Source organism: Micromonospora sp. NPDC005205 (genome assembly GCF_040608275.1).
In the GTDB taxonomy this organism is placed as follows: Bacteria; Actinomycetota; Actinomycetes; order Mycobacteriales; family Micromonosporaceae; genus Micromonospora.
The window spans coordinates 1-21423 of the sequence record NZ_JBEXHV010000005.1 but is presented as its reverse complement, the minus strand read 5'-3'; the positions used below and the strand labels follow the sequence as shown (position 1 = coordinate 21423).

Here is a 21423-nt window from a genome sequence, read left to right as displayed (position 1 = left end):
GGACCACTCGTGATGGCCGGCACCGGCAAGACCGGTCGCCGGCTGGTCCAGACGTTGCGGGCGGCGGGTCACCACGCCCGGGCCGCCTCTGGCTCCGGTGAGGTGCGCTTCGACTGGTCGGCGGGCGGCATGAGAGCGGCGTAACAGGTGATCTGCCCGCATACCGCGAGCACCCCGACGTACCGTGAGATCGTGCCGACGAGAGAGACACTCACCAAGGCTGGCCTCGCCGAACTTCGCCGCTCGGCGCTCGGGACGGCGAATCCGCTCGGTGTCGCCGCCGACCTCGCGGAGGCCGTCGAGCAGGGCCGGTTGGAGGACCCTGACGACGCCGGGGACGCGCTGACACTGGCCGCCGAGATCGCGGAGATCCGGGCCAGGCCCGAGGCCGCGCTGCGGTACGCGGAGCAGGCCCTGGCGGCGTACCCGTCCGGCGATGATCCTCGGGCCGGGTTCGCCCGCGCGCTGCGGGCCCGCGCGCTGTTCCGGGCCGGCGGTCACGACGACGAGGCGATGGCGGAGTTGACCGCGTTGCGCCCGTTGCTGCTCGTGCAGCCCGACGCCCCCGCCTACGTCAGTGCCGCGCTGGACGCCGGTGGGCGTTCGGCGACCGCCGAGACGTGGCTGAGCGAGGCGGTCGACACGCTCCTCAAGGAACATGCGACAGCCGCGTCCGGGCCGGCCAGCACCGCCATCGACCCGGTGGTCGATCTCGGTCCGCCGGACGCGCCCGGTGTCGCCTTCTTCCTGTTGCAACAGCGCCATCGGGTACGACGCAACCTGAACCTGCCGCACGACCGACAGGACGACCTGGCGGACCGGCTGGAGACCCAGCTCGTCCGTCGGGCCGGTGAGCGTCGGGACGCCGAGTCGGATCTGCTCTTCTGGCCTCGGGCCGAGTTCGATCGCCTGCTCGCCGAGCATCCCGCCCTCACCGAGGTCTACGGGCCGGACTGGGACGCGCACCGGGGCCGGCTGGAGACGGAGCTGGTTCGGCTGCGGGGTGCCGGTCAGGCCGGGTTGGGCGTGTTCGGCGCGACGGTGGCCGGGTTGACGGCGTTCGCGGGTCGACGTGACGGCGATCCGGCCGACGCGGCGGTCCGCGCGGGCTACGCGGCCGAGGTGTCGGCACGGCCCAGCGCGCGGATCGCCTGGCCGCCGGAGCGCAACGACGCCTGCTGGTGCGGGTCGGGCCTCAAGTACAAGAAGGACTGCCTACCACGCTCCCGGAGCTGACCGCGGCGGCCGTCGCGCGGCGGCGGCCGACCTGGCCTGGAGTAGCGTCCCTGACGGCTTTGACGTTGGTAGCCGTTAGGAGAGCCTCGTGCTGGTCATCGCGCACCTCAGTGACACCCACCTCGACAGTCATCCCCGGTCGGCCGAGCGGACCGCCCGGGTCATGGACTACCTGCACGGCCTGCCACGACAGGTCGACGCGATCCTGATCACCGGGGACGTCGCCGACCACGGCGAGGTGGCCGAGTACGAGACCGCCGCGAAGCTCTTCGAATCCCCGCTGCCGGTCATGGTCTGCCCCGGCAACCACGATGTACGCGACGCGTACCGCAAGGGTCTGCTCGGTGACGACGACGGCGGCACCGGCCCGATCAACGCCCGCCACGACGTGGCCGGGGCGGTCTTCCTCCTGGCCGACTCCTCCGTGCCCGGTGCCGACGACGGTCACCTGGACGAGGAGACGATGGCCTGGCTCGCCGACGAGTTGGGTTCGGTGCCGGCCGGGACACCCACGTTCATCGCCCTGCACCACCCGCCGGTGGTGTTGCACCACCCGGTCATCGACCCGATGCGGCTACTGCCGGCCGACCCCCTGGCCGAGCTCGTCGCCGCCCACCCGCAGGTCGTCGCCGTGCTGACCGGGCATTTCCACACCGCCGCCGCGAGCACCTTCGCGGGCCGTCCACTGCGGATCGCCCCGGGTGTGGTCTCCACCCTGCGGATGCCCTGGGAGGGCGACGGCCAGTTGACCACCCAGACCCAGCCGCCCGGCGTCGCGTTCCACGTCTACGACGACGCGGGCCTGCTCACCACCCACTACCGGGTGGTGGTCTGAGGATGCACGGAGTCGCGGTGCTCGGCTTCCTGGTCGCCGTCGCGCCGATCACCGCCACGCCGGGCGCGAGCCTGACGCTGGTCGTCTCGCGGGTCGCCAGCGGCGGGCGGCGGCAGGGCTGGTGGGTGATCCTGGGTACGGTGACCGGGCTCTACGTGCACGCCACGCTGGCCGCTGTCGGCCTGGCCGCGCTGGTGCTCCGCTCGTCGCAGGCGTTCTGGGTGGTCAAGCTGGTCGGGGCCGGTTATCTGGTCGGGCTCGGGCTCTGGATGCTCTGGTCCGCGTCGCGCCGTCGCACGGAGGCGGGACGGCGACCGACGGTTTCCGCCCGGAGGTTGCCCTGGCGCGTGGACCACCCGTACCTGCAAGGGTTGCTCGGCAACGTGCTGAACCCCAAGGCCGCCGCCATCTACCTCACCTTGGCGCCGCAGTTCCTCGAACCGGGCCGACCGGTGCTGCTGCCGATGGTGCTGCTCGCCACGGCGCACGCCGCGCTGCACACCTGTTGGCTCGCCGGCTGGACCGTCGTCTCGGGTGCCGCCGCCCGGTTGCTCCGCACCGCATCGGTGCGACGAATGCTCGATCGGCTGACCGGCGTGATCCTGGTCGGCCTCGGCGTACGCGCGGCGACGACCTGATCGATCGGCGGGGATGACACGCCCGCTTGGTACCGATAGCGTCCCGGTGTGGACGATCACCGTCCAGGCCGATGTCACCGGAGGAGACGCCGATGTTCGAGGAGATCATGGGCATTCCGGCCCACCCTCTGCTGCTGCACGCCGCTGTCGCGTTCGTGCCGCTGCTGGCCCTGCTGACTGTCGGCTACGCGTTCGTCCCGCTGATCCGGCCGCACACCCGATGGGTGCTGGGTCTGCTGGCGGTGGGTGCGCCGGTCGCCGCCCTGCTGACCAAGCTCTCTGGCGACGCCTTCCTCGAGCGGATGCGCGCCGCCAACCGGGTCACCCCCGAGTTCCTGCCGAAGCTGGAGGCACACCAGGAGTTCGGTGACATCACGCTCTACGCCAGCATCGGGTTGGGGGTGGTGGCCCTGGCGCTGGTCCGGCTCGTCCCGCCGAGGGCCGCCGACGCCAGCGCGGATGGGCGACCCGCTCGGCCGCTGACCCTGGCGTTGCAGGTGCTGTCGCTGGTGGCCGCCGCCGTCACCGTGTATTACGTGGTGCGCACCGGCGACTCCGGGGCGAAGGCGGTCTGGGAGGGCCAGTGACGGTCAGGTGACCTCGTCGCGTGTTCGCCAGGAGAGCGCCACGAGCCACCCCGAGATGAGCACCGCTCCGACGGCGAAGCGAATGCGCGGAAATCGAGGGCTCCCACAAAAGGCGGGGTGCTGGTGCGGCCCGGTTGGGGGCCCGGGCCGCACCAGCGGGATGACGGTCAGCCGGCGTGGTACGCCCGGATGATCGTCTGGTCGATTCCGCTACCGCCGTTGGCGGCGGCCTTCACCCGCAGCGAGACTGCCTGACCGGCGGTGGCCTTCGGCAGCTCGACCCGGTAACTGTCGCCGCTGCCGGTGACCCGGGCCGACTTCCAGGTGGCGCCGTCGTCGGTCGACGTCCAGACCTGGAACGACGTCACCTTCTGCGTCTTCACACCGTGCGCCTGCCGGACGGCCAGCTCGGCCGTTCCGTCGACCGGGTGGTTGTTGTGGTCCATCGGCAGGGCGTAGTCGACCGCGAGCAGCGGCAACGGCACGCTCCCGGTGCCGTCCGGGCCGGCGGACCGGAACGTCCACGACGTGTTGACCTTAATGGAGATCGGCAGGATCAGGCTCGTGTCGACGTCGAGAGTCACCCGGTAGTCGGCCATCGACTGCGGAACGCTGAAGTCGCCGTACGGGCCGGACCGCTCGTCGACCAGCTTGCCGTCGCGGTACAGCGACAGCTTGCGCTTCACACCGACCGCCTCGCCCTGGAGGCAGTCGGCCCGCTGGTGCTGGTCGGTCAGCGTCACCATGTCCAGGTGCAGGTTGCCCCTGGACCGCGACGGCGGGGTGGCACAACTCCAGTCGGCGCCGGCAGGGTCGTCGTACCAGTCGGAGTGCAGCGGCTGCCGCGCCCAGACCTTGGACTGCTGGCTGCCCGGCCGGTACTGGCGCGGCGCCTCCATGGCCCCCAGTCCGCCGTAGACACCCTGGTCGGCCCAGACAATCTCGGGCGAGAGGTACGACGTCCGGCTCGGCGGCATGATGCCCTCGTAGGTCTGGGTCACCGGCACCCCGTCAGGAGTGGAGCCCGTGCGGACCAGCAGGGTGTACATCTCCGGTGAGTCGGTCTGGTGGAACCGCTCGTCGATGCGGGCCAGTCGGGCCTGCTCGGCCCTGGTCACCCGGAACGACGGGTCGGCCGGCACGCCGTTGGCGTACTCGTGCACGATGTTGTAGCGGTACGGCTTCGCGGTGCCGGCCGGTGAGTCCATGTTGACGGCCGCCCAGGTGCGCCGCGATCCGATGGTGGGCTTCGGGATCGCCACGCTGCGGACCGCCGTGGCCACGCCGAACCCGCTGATCTGGTGCCACCACGGCAGGCCGTTCACCGCGGTCTGGAAGGTGGTGACGTCGGTCCGGGTGGTCGTGGTGGCCGCCCCGTCGACGGTCGCCGTGACCGGCCGGGCCTGCGCCGGGTCGAGGGTCACGCTTCGGGGGGCGTGCACGTTCAGGTCACCCGCCGCGGTGAGGGTGCTCTCCTGCACGTCGCTGTCGACGTAGTAGGCGATCGACGCGCCGAGCACCGAGTACCGGCCTGCCGGCACCCGCAGGGTGAAGGTCTCCCCGGGCGTGCCGCCGCCCCCGCCGTAGAACAGCAGGGGGTCGGTGAGGTTGGCGACCATGAGGTTGATCCAGGTGTCCGCGCCGTCCCGCAGACCGGGCATCGGCTTGGTCTGGATCGTCAGGTCGTAGCTGGGCGGCTCGACGTAGAAGCTCACCGGGGTCGTCGCGACCAGCTTGCGGCCGGTGCGGGCGGTGACGGTGGCCAGGTAGAAGCCCGGCCGGGCGGCCAGCGCCGCACGATTGACCCGCAAAGTCGCCGCGGCGGTGACGCCGCGCTTGAGGGTCACCCGGCTCGTCGACAGCGACGCCGCGCCGCGCGGCACGGGCTGGCCGTCGTGGTTGACGATCGACACGTCGAGGTCGAGAACGGCAGTCGACTCACCGGTCCAGCTCAGCTTCGTCTCGTTGGTTCCGGACTGCGGGTACGCGAACGTGCCGAGGTTGACCACCGGCTGGTCGCTGGTCGGGCCGCCGAGGGCACGGGCCGCGTTGAGCCGGCCGGCGCCGACGGCGTACGGGTCGATGCCGGTGAGCGGGTCGGCGGCGCCGACGAGGGCGGCCTTGAGCCGCTCTCCGGTCCAGTCCGGGTGGCGCTGGGCGAGCAGCGCGGCGGCGCCCGCCACGTGCGGGCTCGCCATCGAGGTGCCGCTGATCGCCTCGTAGTACCTGTCGATCGGGTCCTGGAGGTTGGTGCCGGCGGCCCGGGCGGCGACGATGTCGACACCGGGTGCGACGAGCTCCGGCTTGGCCACGTTGCTGGTGACGAGCGGTCCCCGGCTGGAGAAGTCGGCGAGCTTGTCGTCGCGGTCGACGGCCCCGACGGTGAGCGCGGTGGCGGCCGACCCGGGCGAGGAGATCTGCGCGCCGCTGTTGCCCGCGGCGATGACGAACAGGGCGCCGGTGGACTTGCTCAGACCGTCGACGGCGAGCGAGAGCGGGTCGGTGCCGTCGTCCGGTGCGCTGCCACCGAGGCTCATGTTGATGACGTCGGCCCGGGTGGCGGCCCACTCCATGCCGGCGATGATGCCGGAGTCCTCGCCGGAGCCGCGGTCGTCGAGAACCTTGCCGATCACCAGCTTGGCGTCCGGCGCCACGCCGCGACGCTGACCGTGTGCGGCAGCGCCGGTGCCGGCGATTGTCGAGGCGACGTGCGTACCGTGGCCGTTGTGGTCGACGGCGTCACCACCCTCGGCGGTGAAGTCGGCCCGCTCGGCGACCCGGCCGACCAGGTCCGGGTGGGTGAAGTCGGCGCCGGTGTCGAGCACCGCGACCCGGACGCCCTTGCCGGTGTAGCCGGCCTTCCAGGCGTCCGGCGCGGCGATCTGGCCGAGGTTGCGGTCCAGGCCGGCGGGTCGCCCACCGCCGGTCAGGGCGGTGGCGTGCACCTTGCGGTCGAGCCAGACCTTCTTCGCGCCGGCGAGCAGCGAGTTGGTGGCGAGCTTCGCCGTTGCCGCGCTCTTCTTGGGTACGCGGCCGGCTACCGCGCCGATGCTGGGCAGCGGGAGCACGTCACCGAGCGCGGCCACCCGGGCGGACGCGGTGGCGGGCTGCACGATCAGCGGCAGCTCGGCGGAGTTGTCGTCGTCGTAGCCGTCGGCGATCAGGGTGGTGACGTCGAACAGGTCCGGGTCGAGGACCGGGCCGACCTGGGACGCGACGCGGGCGGGGATGACGTGCAGGTGACCGTCGGGGCCGCAGCTCTGGTGGATCACCGCGTTCTCGTCGACCGGCCGGATCGTGGCCTGCGGGCATCCCGAGCCGTTGCTGCGGACGGTCACCACGTCGCCGGTCAGCAGGGTGACGGCATGGGTCTTGCCGTCGACCGAGGCGGCGGGTGCGCCGGGTCGGTCGATGCCGCCGGCTGTGGCTGCGCCGCCCGGTAGGGCGGTCAGCGTCGTGGCCGTGACGGCAACCGCCAACAGCCACCGCGTTTTCCTGAGCATGGTGCTCCTCGTCTAATGTGGACGAAAGTGCCTCTTCGGGCAACTTCCCGCAAGATCATATGCAGGTCAACGATCTTCGGGGAGCCCTCGACGAGGAGGTTTTCACGCTCTTAACAGTGGGAGCACCCGCCGGCCGAGCAGGTCGATGCCGCCATGCGGCGTCAACCCGTGCGGGGTGCCGAACTCCACCCGACCCGCCCCGGCGTCGAACACCGCCGCCGCCTGCCCCGCGACGTGCTCGGGCGTGCCGGAGAAAGCGAACAGATCGAGCAGGTCGTCGCCGATCAGCGCGCCGGCGAGGTCGTCCTCCCGACGGCCGACGTGCTGCTGGATCCGGGCCAGCAGCTCCGGGTCCACCTCGATCGTCGGGTCGAGGGCGGCGACCACCGCCAGGTACATGGCCACCTCCCGGCGGGCCACCCGCCGTGCCAGCGCACCGTCCTCGTCGACGACGGTGACCGCGCCGAGCACGACACCAGTGCCGTCCGGGTCCGCGACCGCCGCGTCATCCAGCCAGGCGCGCATCATCCGGGCCATCGCCGGGTTGGCCGACCCGCCGACCTTGACCTCACCGGCGAACCCGGCCGCCGCCCGCGCGGTCTGCCGCCCCCAGGTGCCGACGAGGACCGGCACGTCGGCACGGGCCGGCGTGTACCGCAGCGACGTGCCCGGCGCGACGGTGAACTCCCCACCCTGGAAACCGCTGTCGTCGCCGGCGAGCAGCAGCCGCACGACGGCGACCGTCTCGACGATGCGCCGGATCGGACGGACCTGCGGCACACCGATCTCGTTGAGCCAGGTGCCCCGGGCCAGGCCCAGGTAGGCCCGACCCCGCGAGGCCAGGTCCAGCGCGGCCACCTGACCGGCGACCTCGACCGGGTGCATGGTGAACGGGTTGAGGCACGCCGCGCCGAGGCGGATCCGCCGGGTGTGCCGGGCCGCCACCAGCAACGGGAAGATCGGCGGTTGGTACATCAGGTCACCGAAGACCGACAGCACGTCGAAGCCGTGCCGCTCGGTCAACTCGGCAAGCTCCGCGTACTCGTCGGCGGACTTGTCGGACTGAAGGCCGATGCCGACCAGCCCAGCGCTCACGTCAGCTCCTCGGTGGGGATGTGCTGAAGGCCGGTCCGTTCGATGCGCATGATGAGCCGCTCGTCCGGGTCCGGACAGGCGACGTGGCTGTCCCGGGCCATCCAGTCACCCTCGGCCAGCGCCCGCTGCTTCGCCGGCAGCAACGGCAGGCACGCCGCCAGGGCGTAGAGGCAGAAGTGCCCCCCGGCCGGGATGGTCAGCCGATTCGACTCCGTCACGTCGAAGTGGTCGCCCGGCTTGAGGCCGCACACCGAGCGGCCCTCGATCCGCTCCACCACGACCCGCAGGTCGTACAGGTCGGTGGTGGGTTCCTCGGCGCTCATCGGACGGCCTCCGCGTGGTGGTGCACGATGCGCCAGGAGCCGTCCTCGCGGCGCAGGACGTCGGTGACCCGGAAACACTCGTCCGGCCGGCTGTCGGCGAAGCGGGCCCGCAGCACGTACCGGACCAGACCGGTGTCGCCCCAGGCGTCGGCACGCAGGTGTTCCGGCGCGACCGAGATCGGCGCCGACCCCGTCGCCCGGGTCGCCCGCCGGTCGCGCAGGTCGTCCAGCGCGGGCAGGCCGGACAGCAGGCCGTCGGCGTCGGACTCCCAGAACGTCAGGTCGGGGTGCAGGTGCGCGTCGAAGGCCGGCCGGTCGCCGAGGGACCGGTACAGGTCGGTGATGGTGGTGGTGAGCTCATCGCTCATCGGCTGTCACTTCCGATCGGGTACGGCGGTGCGGGGGTCAGGGCAGGTCGGCCAGGCGGGCGCGGAGCGGGTCCAGTCCCATGGGTCCGAGCGCCAACGCGGTGTGGTGGAAGCGTTTCCGGTCGAAGGCCGTACCCTCGCGCCGCTCGGCGTCCCGGCGGGCCTGCTGCCACAGCCGCGCGCCGACCTTGAAGGCCAGGGCCTGCGCCGGCCAGCCGAGATACCTGTCGACCTCGAAGCGCGCGGTCTCGGCGTCCAGACCGACGACACGGGTGAGGACGTCCACCGCGAGAGAAGGCGTCCAACGGCGTTCCTCGGTGAACCCGTTGCCGGCCGGGATCGGCAGCCCGAGGTGCAGACCCAGGTCGATGACCACGCGGGCGGCCCGCCACAGCTGACCGTCGAGCATGCCGAGCCGCTCGGCCGGGTCGGCGTAGAGGCCGATCTCGTCGGCGAGACGCTCGGCGTAGTGCGCCCACCCCTCGGCGTACCCGTGCACCTGGCAGAGGGTGCGCTGCCACGGGTGCAGGGCGCCGGTGGTGAGGGTGACGGCGTGCTGAAGGTGGTGGCCGGGCAGCCCTTCGTGGCAGAGCGTCCCGACGTGCCGCCACACCGGCACCGTCGACTCGCCGGTGGGCACCGACCACCAGATCGCGCCGGGACGCGTCAACGCCGGGTCGGGGGGCGTGTAGTACATGACCCCGGAGGTGGCGGGGCTGATCCGGCACACCACCCGGCGGGTGGCGGCCGGGATGTCGAAGTGGGTGCCGTCGAGCGCGTCGGTCAGCTGCTCGGTGCGCAGGCGCAGCCACTCCTCCAGGGCTGGCCCGGCCGCCACCCGACGGGCCGGGTCGGCGTCCAGGGCCGCCCGCGCGGCAGCCACCCGCTGATGGCCCAGCTCACCCGCGACGGTCCGCAGCTCGGCGGCGGTGACTGCCAACTCCGCCCAGCCGTACTCGTACACCTCGTCGAGGTCGACAGTCGCGCCGAGGAAACTGCGGGCGGTGACCCGGTACAGGTCGCCGCCCACACCGTCCACCTCGGACGCCGCGGGTGCCAGCTCGGCACGGAGGAACGCGGCGAAACCGGCGGTGGCGGCGGTCGCCAGCCGCGCGCCACGGTGCAGCCGAACGGCGAGCGGGCCGTCGGGGCAGCCGTCGACCAACCGCCCGTAGAAGTCGGCGGTGGCCCAGGAGGTGCACTGGTCGGCGACCACGAGCACCTGGCGGCGGGCGACCAGTCGTCCCTGCCGCGCCGAGCGGCGCAGCGTCGCGGCGTACCGGTCGAGGGCGTCGGGCACCTGGTGCAGGTGGTCGGCGACCACCGCCCAGTCGTCCTCGGTGTGCCGGGGCAGATTGTCGAAGAGCTGCCGGAGCAGGTGCACCGGCGTGGCCAGTGGGGCGAGCAGTCGGGTGGTGAAGCCCGCGTCGTACAGGTCGACCTCACTGGCCAGCCGGTCGAGCAGGGCGTCGGCCAGGGACCGCTCACCGGGGTCATGCGTGGTCGCCGCAGCGGCAGCCGTCGCGGTGCGTCGGGCCAGCTCGGCGCGGGCGTCGAACCCCTCCGGGGAGAGATCCGGAACATGAGACCCGGGGGTACGCCCCACCGCCTCGGCCGCCTGCGGGTCCAGCTCGGCGAGCGCGTCGAGGTACCCGTCGGCGACCTGGGTGATGCTGCTCATCGCGGCACGCCGAACCGGCCGTTGTCGTCGCGGTACGCCACCCCGCCCTTCATCACCGCGTGCAGGGTGCGCAACGCGGAGACCGAGCGGGTCGGGTCGTCGCGCAGCACCAGCAGGTCGGCGTGCCTGCCGGCCTCGACGGTGCCGAGGGTGTCGGCACGACCCAGCCACTGCGCGGGGCGGGTGGTGGCGGCCTTGAGCGCGTCCGCGACCGGCATCCCGGCGTCCACCATGAACTCCAGTTCACGGACGGTCGCGGTGGTCTCGTCGTAGCCGGCGTGCGGGGGCATGTCGCTGCCCAGGGCGATCGGCACACCGTTGCGGATGGCGTGCTGGAGGCTCTCCCAGTGTCGTGGGCCGGCCGCGAGGGCCCGGTCCATCAACCAGCCGGGCACCCCGGAGTCGCGGAAGAACTGCTCACAGCGGCTCACTACGATCGTCGGCACGTACCAGACACCCCGCTGGGCCATCAGCCGGGTGACGTCGTCGGTCAGCTCGTACCCGTGCTCGACGCAGTCGAGGCCCAGCTCGACGGCGCGGCGGACCGAGTCGGCCGGGCCGGCGTGCGCGGTGACCTTGCGCCCCCAGTCGTGTGCGACGCGGATGACAGCGGCCATCTCGTCGTCGAGCAGCTGCGGGGTGTCGATCGCCTCGTGCTGGCCGGCGATCCCGCCGGAGATGCAGACCTTGATCAGGTCGGCGCCGGCGCGGAGCTGTTCGCGGGTGGCCCGCCGGAACCCGTCCGCGCCGTCGGCCTCCAGGGCGTCGGCGTCCCAGCCGTGCCCGCCCGTGCAGCAGAGCGCGTGCCCCGCGGTGAAGATGCGCGGGCCGTCGACCGCGCCGGCCTCGATCCCCCTGCGCAGGGCGAAGTCGGCGTACCGGCTCTCCCCGACCAGGCGGGCGGTGGTGACACCGGAGTGCAGGGTGCGCCGGGCCGAGTCGGCCATCAGCAGCACCAGCTCGGCCAGGTTCGCGCCGTGCACCGTGTCGGCCAGGTGGCCGGGCAACCCCAGCGAGAGGTGGACGTGCATGTTGGTCAGACCCGGCATGACGTGCTCGCCGCCCAGGTCGACCACCCGGGCCACGCCGGCCTCGGCGAGGACGTCGTCGACCTGACCGACGGCACGGATCATCCCATCGGCGTCGATCCAGATGCCGCGATCCGGTTGGAGGGCGTCCTGGACACCGTCGTAGAGGGCGAGGTTGACCAGGACCTGTTCGGTGGGCATGCGCATGGGGCGTCCTCAGAGTGAGCGCGCGACGGTCGGGGCCGTGGCAGGGTCGGTGAGCCAGCAGGCGACGCTGCGGCCGCCCAGGTCGACGGTGGGCGGCTGCTCGCCGCAGGGCGCGAACGCGTGCGGACAGCGTGGCCGGAAACGGCACCCGGTGGGCGCGTTGGCCGGGTCGGGCACCTCCCCGGCGAGGATGGCGGGCAGGCGCGGGGTGGGCCCGATCTGCGGCACCGCGTCGATCAACGCCCTGGTGTACGGGTGTCGGGGCTCGCGCCACAGCTCGCGGGTGGGTGCGGCCTCGACGATCCGGCCCAGGTACATCACGGCGGTGACGTCGGCGATCTCGTGCACCAGCGCCAGGTCGTGGGAGATGAAGAGCATGCCCATGTCGAGATCGCGGACCAGCCCGACGAGCAGGTTGACCACCTGCGCCTGGGACGAGGCGTCCAGCGCGGTGACCGGCTCGTCCGCGATGATCATGCGGGGTTCCGGGGCGAGCGCGCGGGCGATCGCCAGGCGCTGCCGTTGACCGCCGGAGAACTGGTGCGGATACCGCTGGGCGGCGCTGGTCGGCATGGCCACCCGTTCGAGCAGCTCGTGCACCCGGGCTCGGCGGGCCGACCCGGTGACCGCCGCCGGCACGCCGTCGAGGAGTTGAGAGCCGATGGTGCGCCGGGGGTTCAGCGAGGCGTACGGGTTCTGGAAGACCATCTGCAGGCCGACCTCGGCACCGGAGCGGGGCCGCCAGCCCAGCGGGGTGACCGGTCGGCCGGCGTACTCGACGGTGCCGGCGCTCGGCGCGCTGAGCCCGACCGCGACGCGGGCGAGTGTGGACTTTCCGCACCCGGACTCGCCGACCAGGCCGACGATCTGGCCGGGCGACACCTCCAGGCTGACCCCGGCGACGGCCCGCACCCGACCCCGCCCTCGGGAGCGGTACTCGACCTCCACGTCGGTGAAGGACAGTCGCGCGGGAGCTGTGGTGTTCACGCGGCCACCTCCAGGTGCGGACGGACCACGCAGGCCACCGACCGGTCGGCTCCGGCGGGGGTGAGCGGGGGCGGGGCCTCACCGCAGGACGGTTCGGCGTACCCGCAGCGGGGTTGGAACGGGCAGCCGGTCGGCGCCTCGCCGGGTGCCGGCGGGGCACCCGGGATGGGCCGCAACGTCCCGCCGTTCTGGGTGCCGTGCGGTCGGGCGCCGAGCAGCGCGGCGGTGTACGGGTGGGTGGGGGCGGTGAGCAGGCTGCCGGTCGGGCCGGTCTCGACGACCCGCCCGGCGTAGAAGATGTAGCCACGGGTGGTGAGGGCGCTGAGCACCCCGAGGTCGTGGGTGATGAACGCGACGGCCAGCCCGGTCTCGGCGCGCAGCCGCTCCAGCAGGGCAAGGATGCCGGCCTGCACTGTGACGTCGAGGGCGGTCGTCGGTTCGTCGGCGATCAGCAGTCGGGGCCGGGCGGCCAGCGCGATGGCGATGGCCACCCGCTGCCGCATCCCGCCGGAGAACTGGTGCGGGTACGCGCGCAGCGCCCGCTCCGGGTCCGGAATGCGGACCTGGTCGAGCAGCTCCACCGCTCGGCGGGCGGCAGCTCGTCGGTCCATCCGCAGGTGCACCCGCATGTGCTCGGTGAGCTGCCGTCCGACGGTGAGCATCGGGTGCAGGGCCGCGCTCGGGTCCTGGAACACCATGGCGATGCCCGCGCCACGGACCCGCTGCCAGCCCCGGGCGTCCAGGCCGAGCAGTTCGGTCCCGGCGTACCGGGCCGAGCCGGTGACCGCCGCCCCCGGGGGCAGCAGCCCGAGCAGGGTCTGCGCGGTGAGGCTCTTGCCGCAGCCGCTCTCCCCCGCGATGCCCACCAGCTCACCCTCGTCGACGGTCAACGACACGTCGTGCAGGATCGGCAGCGGGCCACGCGGTGAGGGCAGGGTGACGGCCAGGGAGTCGACGTCGAGCAGCGGTGCCACCTCAGCGTCCCTTCGTGTAGCGGGGGTCCAGCCGGTCGCGCAGCGCGTCGCCGAGCACGTTGAAGGCCATCACCACGGTGAGGATGGCGAGGCCGGGGAACACGCTGACCCACCACATCGACAGGTCCTGCGCGCCGAGGGCCACCATCGAGCCCCACTCGGCGGCCGGTGGGCGCGGGCCCAGACCGAGGAACGACAGGGCGGCGAGCAGCAGCACCGCGTTGCCCAGCTCCAGGGTGGCCAGCACGATCGCCGGGCCGATGCTGTTGGGCAGCACGTCGCGGCGCAACGCCCGGATCGGCCCGACGCCGAGCAGGCGGGCGGCGTTGAGATAGTCGTCGCCGCGCATGCTCAGCACGGCGCTGCGGATGACCCGGGCGTAGACCGGCCAGGAGACGATGACCAGGGCCAGTACGGCGTTGCGGGTGTTCGGGCCGAACGCCGCCGTCACCGCCATGGCCAGGATGATCTGCGGGAACGCGAACACCAGGTCGGTCAGTCGCATCAGCACCTCGTCGACGAACCGGCCGACGTATCCGGCGACCAGCCCGAGCAGCCCGCCGACCAGCAGGGCCAGCGAGACGATGGCCAGGGCCAGCGGGATGGACAGGCGGGCGCCGTGGATGACCCGGCTGAGGATGTCTCGGCCGAGCGAGTCGGTGCCGAACCAGTGCGCCCCGGACGGCGACGCGTACGTGTCGGGGCTCTGCGCCAGCGGGTCGTACGGTGCGAGGACGTCGGCGAGCAACGCCAGCAGCAACCATCCGCCGAGGATGGTCAACGCCGCCACGGTGATCGGTTGACGCCACACCGGTCGGCTGCCCGAGCCGCCGCGCAGTCGGCCGAGCCAGCGGCGTCGGCCCAGGGCCCGCTCCGCCTTCGGGTCTGCAAGTGTCGTCATGACAACCGGATCCTCGGGTCGATGAGCCCGTACAGCAGGTCGACGGTCAGGTTGACAAGCGTGTAGACCAGCGCCACGAAGAGGCTGACGCCGAGGATCGCGGGCAGGTCCAGCGCCGTGGCGCTGCGGTACGCGTACTGGCCGACGCCGGGCCAGCCGAAGATGCTCTCGACAAGCACCGTCCCGGAGAGCAGCGAGGCGAACGCCAGGCCCGAGACGGTGACCACCGGGACGAGGCCGGCGCGCAGCAGATGCCGGCGCAGCACCACCCGGGTCGGCAGGCCCTTGGCGTACGCGGCCCGGATGTAGTCCTGCTGAAGCACCTCCAGCATCGCCGAGCGGACGAAGCGGACCAGCATCGCCACCGTCAGCGAGGTCAGCACGAGCACCGGCAGGGACAGGTGCTGGGCGGCGTCCCAGGCGACGTCCCACTGTCCGGCGAGTGCCCCGTCGACCGTGTACATGCCGGTGACCGTGGGCGGCGGGCTGAAGTCGGTGGACAGTCGCCCGCCGCTGGGGGCCAGGCCGAGTTGGTAGAAGAAGACGTACAGCACGACCAGGGACAGCCAGAACGGCGGGGTGGAGAGCCCGAGCAGGGCGCCGACCCGAACGAGCTGGTCGGTGAGCCGGCCGTTGCGGACCGCCGCGAGCATGCCGACCCCGGTGCCGATGAGCAGCGCCAGCACCATGCTCGGGAGGGCCAGCTCCAGGGTCGCCGGCACGTAGTGCAGCAGGTCGTCCAGGACGGCCCGCCCGGTCTGCTGGGAGTGGCCCAGGTCGCCGTGCAGCAGGTTGCCCAGGTAGTGCAGGTACTGGGCCCAGAGCGGCTGGTCCAGACCCCACTTCTCGCGGAAGGCGGCCACCGCGGCGGGGTCGTTGAGGGCCTGGTCGGAGAGGTTGGCGGTGACCGGGTCACCGGGGACCACGTTGACCAGACCGAACGTCACCACGGTGACGCCGAGCAGCAGGCCGGCGGTGACCGCCACCCGCTTGGCCAGGAAGGTCAGCAGCGGGTGGGCACCCCGGGGCCGGGACGCGGTCGTGGCGACCGCGCCCGGCTCACCGTCGTGGACTGTCGTCATGTCGTCGGGACTACTTGCGCCCGACCGCGGCGACGTCCACCTGCCAACCGGCGGCGGTGTAGTCCGCCCCGGTCAGGTCCGTGGTCGCCACGACGATGGAGGAGTTGCTGGCCAGCACGAGGTACGGCGAGGACGCGTTCATCAGCCGCTGCCACTCCTGCATGGCGGTGGCCCGGCCGGCCAGGTCGAGGGTCTCGGTGACCTTCCTGCCGGCGGCCACCACTGCCGGGTCGGCCCGCTCGACCGTCCAGCCGGAGCGCAGCGCGGTCGCCTGACCCGGTGCCATGTTGTTGATCAGTGAGTCGGCGACCGGGTAGTTCAGGCTCTGCGGGGTGAACCCGAGCGGAGACTTCCCGCCGCGCATCTCGTCGAGGAACGTGGTCAGCGGCTGCGGGTTGAGCTCCAGCTTGATGCCGGCCTCGGCGGCGTCGCCCTGCACCTTGGTGGCAACCGTGCCGAGGTCCACACCCTTGTAGGTGATGGCCGGGTAGGTGAACTTGACCGTCGGGTTCGTCAGGCCGGCCTCGGTGAGCAGCGCCTTGGCCTTGGCGACGTCCCGCTTGGACTCCTCGCCGGCCGGCAGCGCGCCTGGGAAGGCGGGCGCGACCAGCCCGGTGCCGGGGGCGGCGCCCTTGCCGTACAGGGCGGCGATCCCCTGGTAGTCGATGGCGGCGCGCAGGGCCTGGTTGAACTTCGGGTTCGAGGTGACCGCCGAGACGGCCGGGTCGGCGTTGAGGAAGAGGAAGTAGACGGTGTCCTGCACGCCGGAGGTCTGCAGGCTGCCCGGCAGTCCGTCGAGGAGCTTGCCGGAGATGTCCAGGGACACCTCGGCGGCCTCGGCGCGTTGCATGGTCAGCTTCTGGGTCTGCACATCCATGTTGCGCAGCACCACCCGGGAGAACTGCGGCTTCGTGCCCCAGTACTTCGGGTTCGCCTCCAGCACCACCTGCGACGAGGGGTCGTAGGACTTCAGCACGTACGGGCCGCTGCCGACGGAGTTGGTGTCCAGGTACTGCTGCGCGGTGTCGCCCTGGGCGGCGTCGGCGCCGTCGCGGGCGCCGTGCTCCTTGGCGACCTTGGCGTTGAGCACCGCTGTCGACGGCATCGACAGCACCACCGGGATGTTCGGGTCGGGGGTGGCCGAGGCGACGACGACCGTGCTGTCGTCGGTCTTGGTCACGGTCAGGCCGCTGACGGTGACCGCGGGGCTGGCCTTGATGTTCTTCAGCCGATTGAGCGAGAAGACGACGTCGTCGGCGGTGAGCGGGCTGCCGTCGGCGAACGTCACGCCCTGCCGCAGCTTGAAGGTGAACGTCTTGGCGTCCGGCGACGCCTGGTACGACTCGGCCAGCGCCGGGACCGGCTTACTCACATCCGTTCCCTTGAAGGTGAGCAGGGTGTCGTAGAGGGCGTGCACGGCGGTCAGACCGGTTGCCTCGTAGACCCGGCCGGGGTCGAGGGTCTTGAGCACGAACGAGGTGTTCACGGTGAGGGTCTTGGCCGTGCCGTTCGCGTTTCCACCACTGCCGCCGGCGCTACAGGCGCTGACGGAGAGGACGGCCAGCGTCGCCAGAGCGGACGCTCCGGCGAGGAGCCGGCGGGGAGACACCGACATGCTGTTCCTACCTTCGTATCGCGCGGCCCGCCGTGCGGGATCCGCGGGGCGTCGACGCCCGGCTGGCGGCGCCACGCATCGGCGGGGCCGATGGGATGACGGCGTCGCGGGCTTCTCGGGAAGCGTCGTCTCGGGTTGGATGTAGGCCGGACTGGGAGGTCGTCCGGTTCGTCTTGGTGCGGCATTGTCTAGTGGTGTCGAACGTTGCCGCCTGTTGTTCAGCGATACTAAACAGACCCGTATAGTCAGGTCAATCAAGATTCAGCCACACTGTTTTTGGAACGAGGACACATGCTCGGTGACCGACTCCGCGACCTGCGTCAGCAGCACTCCCTCACGCTGCGTCAGCTCGCCACAGCCGCCGACGTGTCCCCCGCCCTGCTCAGCCAGATCGAGAACGGCGCCACCGACCCCAGCCTCTCCACCCTGCGCAAGCTCGCCCAGGTCTTCGACACCTCGATCGCCGAGCTGTTCTCCGAGCCCGAGGCGCCACCGGTGCACGTCAGCCGCGTCGGCGCCCGGACCAGGCTGGCCGCGCCACCCGGCCAGATCACCTACGAACGACTCACCCCCGGCCGCGGCGACCTGGAAGTGCTCCAGGCCCACCTCGCGCCCGGCGACGCCAGCTCCGCCGAACCGTGGGCGCACCCGTCGACCGAATGCGCGATCGTCATCACCGGCGCTGTCGTCGCCGAGATCGGCGGTGAGTCGTACACCCTCACCGCCGGCGAGTCGGTCACCTTCGACTCGCGCCTCGCGCACCTCTACCGCAACGCCAGCGACCAGCGCGCCCACCTGATCATCGCGGTGACGCCACCGACTCCCTGACCGACCACGGTGGACAGTCGACGGGATCGACGGGACGCCGCGGCGGACTTAGCATGACCACGAATGGATCTTCGAGATTGGCCCCTGCCGACCCGGCAACCAGCCCAACCGAAGGGAGACGCGCATGCGTCGACCCCGTCATCTGGTCCTCCTGAGCCTCGGCGTGTCCGGCGCTCTGGTTCTCACCGCAGCCCCACCCGCGGCTGCGGCTCCGCCCACGCCCACCACGCCCACCGGCATCGTGGTCAGCGACGGCATGACCCAACCGGTGTTCTCGCTCGCCGACGCGATCGAGGAGCGGGTGTTCGTCCAGACCCCGGTGGACACCGACCACGACGGTCGGCCCGACCGGGTGGCGATCGACATCTCCCGGCCCCGGGAGACCGCCACGCAGGGCTTCAAGGTGCCTGTCATCTTCGAGCACAGCCCGTACCGCAAGGGCACCTGGGGTGACGTGCCGTACCCGAGCGTGCTGGTCGACGACCTGCCGCAGAACGGCCTGACCGACCGCAACGGGCGTCGCGCCCTCGACGTCGGCGCGCAACGGGCCCAGGCCAAGGCAAACCTGCCCGGCTCGCTCGACGACTACTACGTACCCCGCGGATACGCGGTGGTGCTCGGCCAGAGCGTCGGCACCGGCGACTCCGACGGCTGCCCGACCAGCGGGGACCAGGCCGAGACGCTCGGCACCAAGGCGGTCATCGACTGGCTCAACGGCAGGGCCAAGGGGTACGACGCCAACGGCGCCCCGGTCACCGCCGGCTGGACCACCGGCGCGGTAGGCATGACCGGTGTCTCCTACAACGGGACACTGCCCAACCAGGTGGCCACCACCGGCGTCAAGGGGCTCAAGACCATCGTGCCGGTCTCCGCGATCAGCAGCTGGTACGACTACTACCGGGCCAACGGCCTGGTGGTCGCGCCCGGGACGTTCCAGGGCGAGGACCTCGACATCCTGGCCCAGTACACCGCCGGGCAGGCGCGCGCCGAAGGGCCCTGCGCCGACGAGCTCGCGGACATCACCGCCAAGCAGGACCGGGTCACCGGCGACTACTCGAAGTTCTGGCAGGATCGCGACTACCTCGACGCCCGCGACGTCAAGGCCAGCGTCTTCGTCGTGCACGGCCTCAACGACTGGAACGTGAAGACCGAGCACTTCGCCGGCTGGTGGGACCAGCTCGCCAAGCGCGACGTCCCCCGCAAGATCTGGCTGCACCAGGGCGGCCACGGTGGTCCGGGCAGCAGCGCGTCGGTGACCCTTCCCGGTGGGCAGACGTGGACGTACAAGCAGACCGAGAACCGCTGGTTCGACTTCTGGCTGTGGAACGTGCGCAACGGCATCATGGACGAGCCGACGGCGGTGCTCCAGCGCGAGGACCGCGCCTACACCACGTACGCCAACTGGCCCGACCCGGCGGCACGGGAGGTCGGGCTGCGCTTCGCCGCGACGGACACCACCGCGCCGGGCGCGCTCACCACGGGTAAGCCGCCCAAGGCGCGTGTCGAGCAGAGCTTCGTCGACGAGGGCCGGACCATCCACCCGGACACCCTGGTGTCCAACCCGGACACCGCGAGCGCCAACCGACTCGCCTACCGCTCCCCCGAGCTGACGCAGAGCGTGCGGATCTCCGGGCGTCCGGAGATGCGACTGCGGATGGCGATCGACAACAAGCCGGACGCGAACCTCACCGCGTACCTTGTCGACTACGGCCCGGCCGGGTCGACCGCAGCCCCGACCGTGGTGACGCGAGGTTGGATGGACCCGCAGAACCGCAAGAACGCCGCTCGAACGTCGCCGGTGCGCCAGGGCAAGCTGTACGACTACCGGTGGACCATGGAGCCGAAGGACTACATCTTCCCGGCGGGACACCGGATCGGCGTGGTCGTCTTCTCCAGCGACCAGGAGTACACGTTGTTGCCGTTGGGCGGCACCGAGCTGCGGGTCGCGCCGAACGACAGCGAACTGCGACTGCCGGTTGTCGGCGGGCGGAGCGTCCTCGGGTTCTGATTTCCTCTTCGCGCTCCCGAGTGGGGCAGTCCGACACGTTCGGGCTGCCCCACCGCACGTCCGAACCACCCCGCCGGTGCTGCCCCGCCCGGTCGAGGCGATCATGGAGTTGTGGTGCCCGGCTTGGCCACGACGGAGCATTTTGTCACCCACCACAACTCCTTGATCGACGCTGGCCGGGCGTTGACGAACAGCCACTCTCCTCACGCGACGTCGTTCATGCCGGGGATCGAGCGAGCTTTCCGGTGCCCTGCCCAAAGTCCGCAAGGTCGTGCTCGATCCTTGATGTAGTGCTCTCGTGGCACGAGGAAGGCCCTGTTTCCTGGATCAAGCACGATCTTGCGCCGGGTTCGCACTGCGCTGAGCTGGGCCAGGCCGCACCGAACGACGCGGCAACCTCAACCAGGCCCCCCGCACCACCCGGCAACCTCAACCAGGCCCGACCACACGACGCGGAAACCCCGACCAGACGCGACCGGACCACTCGGCAATCTCAACCAGCCCCTACCGCCCCCACACGGCAAAGCAACCACGCCCCACCCGCACCACGCGGCAACCCCGACCAGGGTCGACCTCACGACGCGCCGACCTGTTGGTCAGTCCCGGTCCGGAGACACGAACGGTGCACGCAAGCATGATCCACTCGGATTCCGTGAAGTCGGGGCATCCTGGGCAGCGGGACACCGCGACTTGCAGGAACCCGAGTGGATCACGTTGGCCTGGCCGCCGTGTCGGGTTCGCCGGGCCGGCGAGGTGGGTGGTTTGTCGGGTTCGGTCTAGCGTGTCGGGTGGTCGGGGCCACCCCGGCGGCGGAATCGTGGGCCGGGCCGGGTCGTTATACCTGGCAGACCACCGCAACAGCCCGGCTCACCCCGGGCCGACCGCCGGAACAGCCCCCGGGAACACCCGGCAGGCCGCCTCGGTTACACCCCCGGAACGGCCGAGCACGACAACGGCCGGGCCCCCGCCGGGAAGACCCGGCAGGCCACTGCGGTTACACCCCCGGAACGGCCGAGCACGACAACGGCCGGGCCGCCGCCGGGAACACCCGGCAGGTCGCCTTGGTTACACCCCCGGAACGGCCGAGCACCTCAACAGGCCGCCGCCCTGCGGGTTGGCGGAATGATTCGCCGCCGGCACCCGTTGCACCCTGTCCCGACGCCGGCCCCCTCGTGCGGGTCGCCGGGCAGACGAACTTTCCCGCGCCACCATTCACCCCCCCTGGTGTGGTGTGGGTATCCCCCTTGAGGCAGAGGAGCACGCCATCATGCGTACCGATCTGATCCGTAAGACCGCCCTGACCGCCGCCGGCCTCGCCTTCACCGGCGGCGCCATCGCCGGCCCCGTCACCACCGCGTTCGCCGCACCCACCACCGGCAAGCCGGCCACGCAGACGCAGACCGACCGCAAGGGCGGCCACGGCGAGCGGGAGCTCGGTGTGCGCTACGAAGCCCAGCCGAACTTCTACTACTGCGGGCCCGCCGCGACCCGTAACGCCCTGAGCGTGCAGGGTAAGAACATCAACGT

The 21423-nt window shown here is 71.8% G+C and carries 17 protein-coding genes and 1 pseudogene; 7 read left to right on the top strand and 11 right to left on the bottom strand.

Annotation, left to right across the window (positions count from 1 at the left end; genetic code table 11):
- The first annotated feature begins 192 nt into the window (after positions 1-192).
- From ABZU43_RS11775 to ABZU43_RS11760, 4 genes are all read left to right on the top strand, one after another.
- A complete protein-coding gene (locus ABZU43_RS11775) occupies positions 193-1236 on the top strand; it encodes an SEC-C metal-binding domain-containing protein (protein ID WP_355006483.1) in 1044 nt (347 codons plus the stop codon).
- Positions 1237-1324: 88 nt separating this feature from the next.
- Entirely contained in the window at positions 1325-2071 is a 747-nt protein-coding gene (locus ABZU43_RS11770) for a metallophosphoesterase (protein WP_355006482.1), read from the top strand.
- A 2-nt stretch (positions 2072-2073) separates the two neighbouring features.
- Complete coding sequence (locus ABZU43_RS11765; RefSeq protein WP_355006481.1) at positions 2074-2709, top strand: LysE family translocator; 636 nt, start codon at positions 2074-2076, stop codon at positions 2707-2709.
- A gap of 71 nt (positions 2710-2780) precedes the next feature.
- Complete coding sequence (locus ABZU43_RS11760; RefSeq protein WP_355006480.1) at positions 2781-3296, top strand: DUF2231 domain-containing protein; 516 nt, start codon at positions 2781-2783, stop codon at positions 3294-3296.
- A gap of 167 nt (positions 3297-3463) precedes the next feature.
- On the opposite strand, the gene ABZU43_RS11755 is transcribed toward ABZU43_RS11760, so the two are convergent.
- From ABZU43_RS11755 to ABZU43_RS11705, 11 genes are all read right to left on the bottom strand, one after another.
- A complete protein-coding gene (locus tag ABZU43_RS11755) occupies positions 3464-6799 on the bottom strand; it encodes a S8 family peptidase (RefSeq protein ID WP_355006479.1) in 3336 nt (1111 codons plus the stop codon).
- A gap of 102 nt (positions 6800-6901) precedes the next feature.
- Positions 6902-7894 carry an LLM class flavin-dependent oxidoreductase gene (locus tag ABZU43_RS11750; RefSeq protein WP_355006478.1) on the bottom strand — a complete coding sequence of 331 codons (993 nt, stop codon included), beginning with the start codon at positions 7892-7894 and terminating at the stop codon, positions 6902-6904.
- Positions 7891-8217, bottom strand: a complete 327-nt coding sequence (locus tag ABZU43_RS11745; RefSeq protein ID WP_355006477.1) for a TIGR04076 family protein — start codon at positions 8215-8217, stop codon at positions 7891-7893. The genes ABZU43_RS11750 and ABZU43_RS11745 overlap by 4 nt, the downstream gene beginning before the upstream one ends.
- Positions 8214-8585, bottom strand: a complete 372-nt coding sequence (locus ABZU43_RS11740) for a nuclear transport factor 2 family protein (protein ID WP_355006476.1) — start codon at positions 8583-8585, stop codon at positions 8214-8216. The genes ABZU43_RS11745 and ABZU43_RS11740 overlap by 4 nt, the downstream gene beginning before the upstream one ends.
- Positions 8586-8622: 37 nt before the next feature.
- Positions 8623-10266, bottom strand: coding sequence for a DUF885 domain-containing protein (locus ABZU43_RS11735; RefSeq protein ID WP_355006475.1), 1644 nt, complete (start codon positions 10264-10266; stop codon positions 8623-8625).
- Positions 10263-11501: an amidohydrolase family protein gene (locus ABZU43_RS11730; RefSeq protein ID WP_355006474.1), complete on the bottom strand. Its 1239-nt coding sequence runs from the start codon at positions 11499-11501 to the stop codon at positions 10263-10265. The genes ABZU43_RS11735 and ABZU43_RS11730 overlap by 4 nt, the downstream gene beginning before the upstream one ends.
- Positions 11502-11510: 9 nt before the next feature.
- Positions 11511-12488 carry an ABC transporter ATP-binding protein gene (locus ABZU43_RS11725; protein WP_355006473.1) on the bottom strand — a complete coding sequence of 326 codons (978 nt, stop codon included), beginning with the start codon at positions 12486-12488 and terminating at the stop codon, positions 11511-11513.
- The gene (locus ABZU43_RS11720) at positions 12485-13462 is read right to left on the bottom strand and encodes an ABC transporter ATP-binding protein (protein ID WP_355006472.1); all 978 of its coding nucleotides are present in this window, start codon (positions 13460-13462) and stop codon (positions 12485-12487) included. The genes ABZU43_RS11725 and ABZU43_RS11720 overlap by 4 nt, the downstream gene beginning before the upstream one ends.
- 1 nt (position 13463) lies before the next feature.
- A complete protein-coding gene (locus ABZU43_RS11715) occupies positions 13464-14363 on the bottom strand; it encodes an ABC transporter permease (protein WP_355006471.1) in 900 nt (299 codons plus the stop codon).
- Positions 14360-15445: an ABC transporter permease gene (locus tag ABZU43_RS11710; RefSeq protein WP_196926229.1), complete on the bottom strand. Its 1086-nt coding sequence runs from the start codon at positions 15443-15445 to the stop codon at positions 14360-14362. Before ABZU43_RS11710 ends, ABZU43_RS11715 begins: the two co-directional genes overlap by 4 nt.
- Before the next feature lie 10 nt (positions 15446-15455).
- On the bottom strand, positions 15456-17060 hold the full coding sequence (locus tag ABZU43_RS11705; RefSeq protein WP_355006470.1) for an ABC transporter substrate-binding protein: 1605 nt from the start codon (positions 17058-17060) through the stop codon (positions 15456-15458).
- Positions 17061-17351: 291 nt separating this feature from the next.
- Between ABZU43_RS11705 and ABZU43_RS11700 the strand changes: the two genes are divergently transcribed.
- From ABZU43_RS11700 to ABZU43_RS11690, 3 genes and pseudogenes are all read left to right on the top strand, one after another.
- Entirely contained in the window at positions 17352-17888 is a 537-nt protein-coding gene (locus ABZU43_RS11700) for a helix-turn-helix domain-containing protein (protein ID WP_355006469.1), read from the top strand.
- A 124-nt stretch (positions 17889-18012) separates the two neighbouring features.
- Positions 18013-19896 carry a Xaa-Pro dipeptidyl-peptidase gene (locus ABZU43_RS11695; RefSeq protein ID WP_355006468.1) on the top strand — a complete coding sequence of 628 codons (1884 nt, stop codon included), beginning with the start codon at positions 18013-18015 and terminating at the stop codon, positions 19894-19896.
- Positions 19897-21163: 1267 nt separating this feature from the next.
- A pseudogene (locus ABZU43_RS11690) lies at positions 21164-21423 on the top strand (phytochelatin synthase); the annotation flags it as partial.

What these genes read in the sequence shown, in the direction of transcription:
- ABZU43_RS11765 (WP_355006481.1), top strand. Translation starts at nt 2,074, where the DNA reads ATGCACGGAGTCGCGGTGCTCGGCTTCCTGGTCGCCGTCGCGCCGATC.
- ABZU43_RS11760 (WP_355006480.1), top strand. Translation starts at nt 2,781, where the DNA reads ATGTCACCGGAGGAGACGCCGATGTTCGAGGAGATCATGGGCATTCCG.
- ABZU43_RS11755 (WP_355006479.1), bottom strand. Translation starts at nt 6,799, where the DNA reads ATGCTCAGGAAAACGCGGTGGCTGTTGGCGGTTGCCGTCACGGCCACG.
- ABZU43_RS11745 (WP_355006477.1), bottom strand. Translation starts at nt 8,217, where the DNA reads ATGAGCGCCGAGGAACCCACCACCGACCTGTACGACCTGCGGGTCGTG.
- ABZU43_RS11740 (WP_355006476.1), bottom strand. Translation starts at nt 8,585, where the DNA reads ATGAGCGATGAGCTCACCACCACCATCACCGACCTGTACCGGTCCCTC.
- ABZU43_RS11735 (WP_355006475.1), bottom strand. Translation starts at nt 10,266, where the DNA reads ATGAGCAGCATCACCCAGGTCGCCGACGGGTACCTCGACGCGCTCGCC.
- ABZU43_RS11730 (WP_355006474.1), bottom strand. Translation starts at nt 11,501, where the DNA reads ATGCGCATGCCCACCGAACAGGTCCTGGTCAACCTCGCCCTCTACGAC.
- ABZU43_RS11715 (WP_355006471.1), bottom strand. Translation starts at nt 14,363, where the DNA reads ATGACGACACTTGCAGACCCGAAGGCGGAGCGGGCCCTGGGCCGACGC.
- ABZU43_RS11710 (WP_196926229.1), bottom strand. Translation starts at nt 15,445, where the DNA reads ATGACGACAGTCCACGACGGTGAGCCGGGCGCGGTCGCCACGACCGCG.
- ABZU43_RS11705 (WP_355006470.1), bottom strand. Translation starts at nt 17,060, where the DNA reads ATGTCGGTGTCTCCCCGCCGGCTCCTCGCCGGAGCGTCCGCTCTGGCG.
- ABZU43_RS11700 (WP_355006469.1), top strand. Translation starts at nt 17,352, where the DNA reads ATGCTCGGTGACCGACTCCGCGACCTGCGTCAGCAGCACTCCCTCACG.
- ABZU43_RS11695 (WP_355006468.1), top strand. Translation starts at nt 18,013, where the DNA reads ATGCGTCGACCCCGTCATCTGGTCCTCCTGAGCCTCGGCGTGTCCGGC.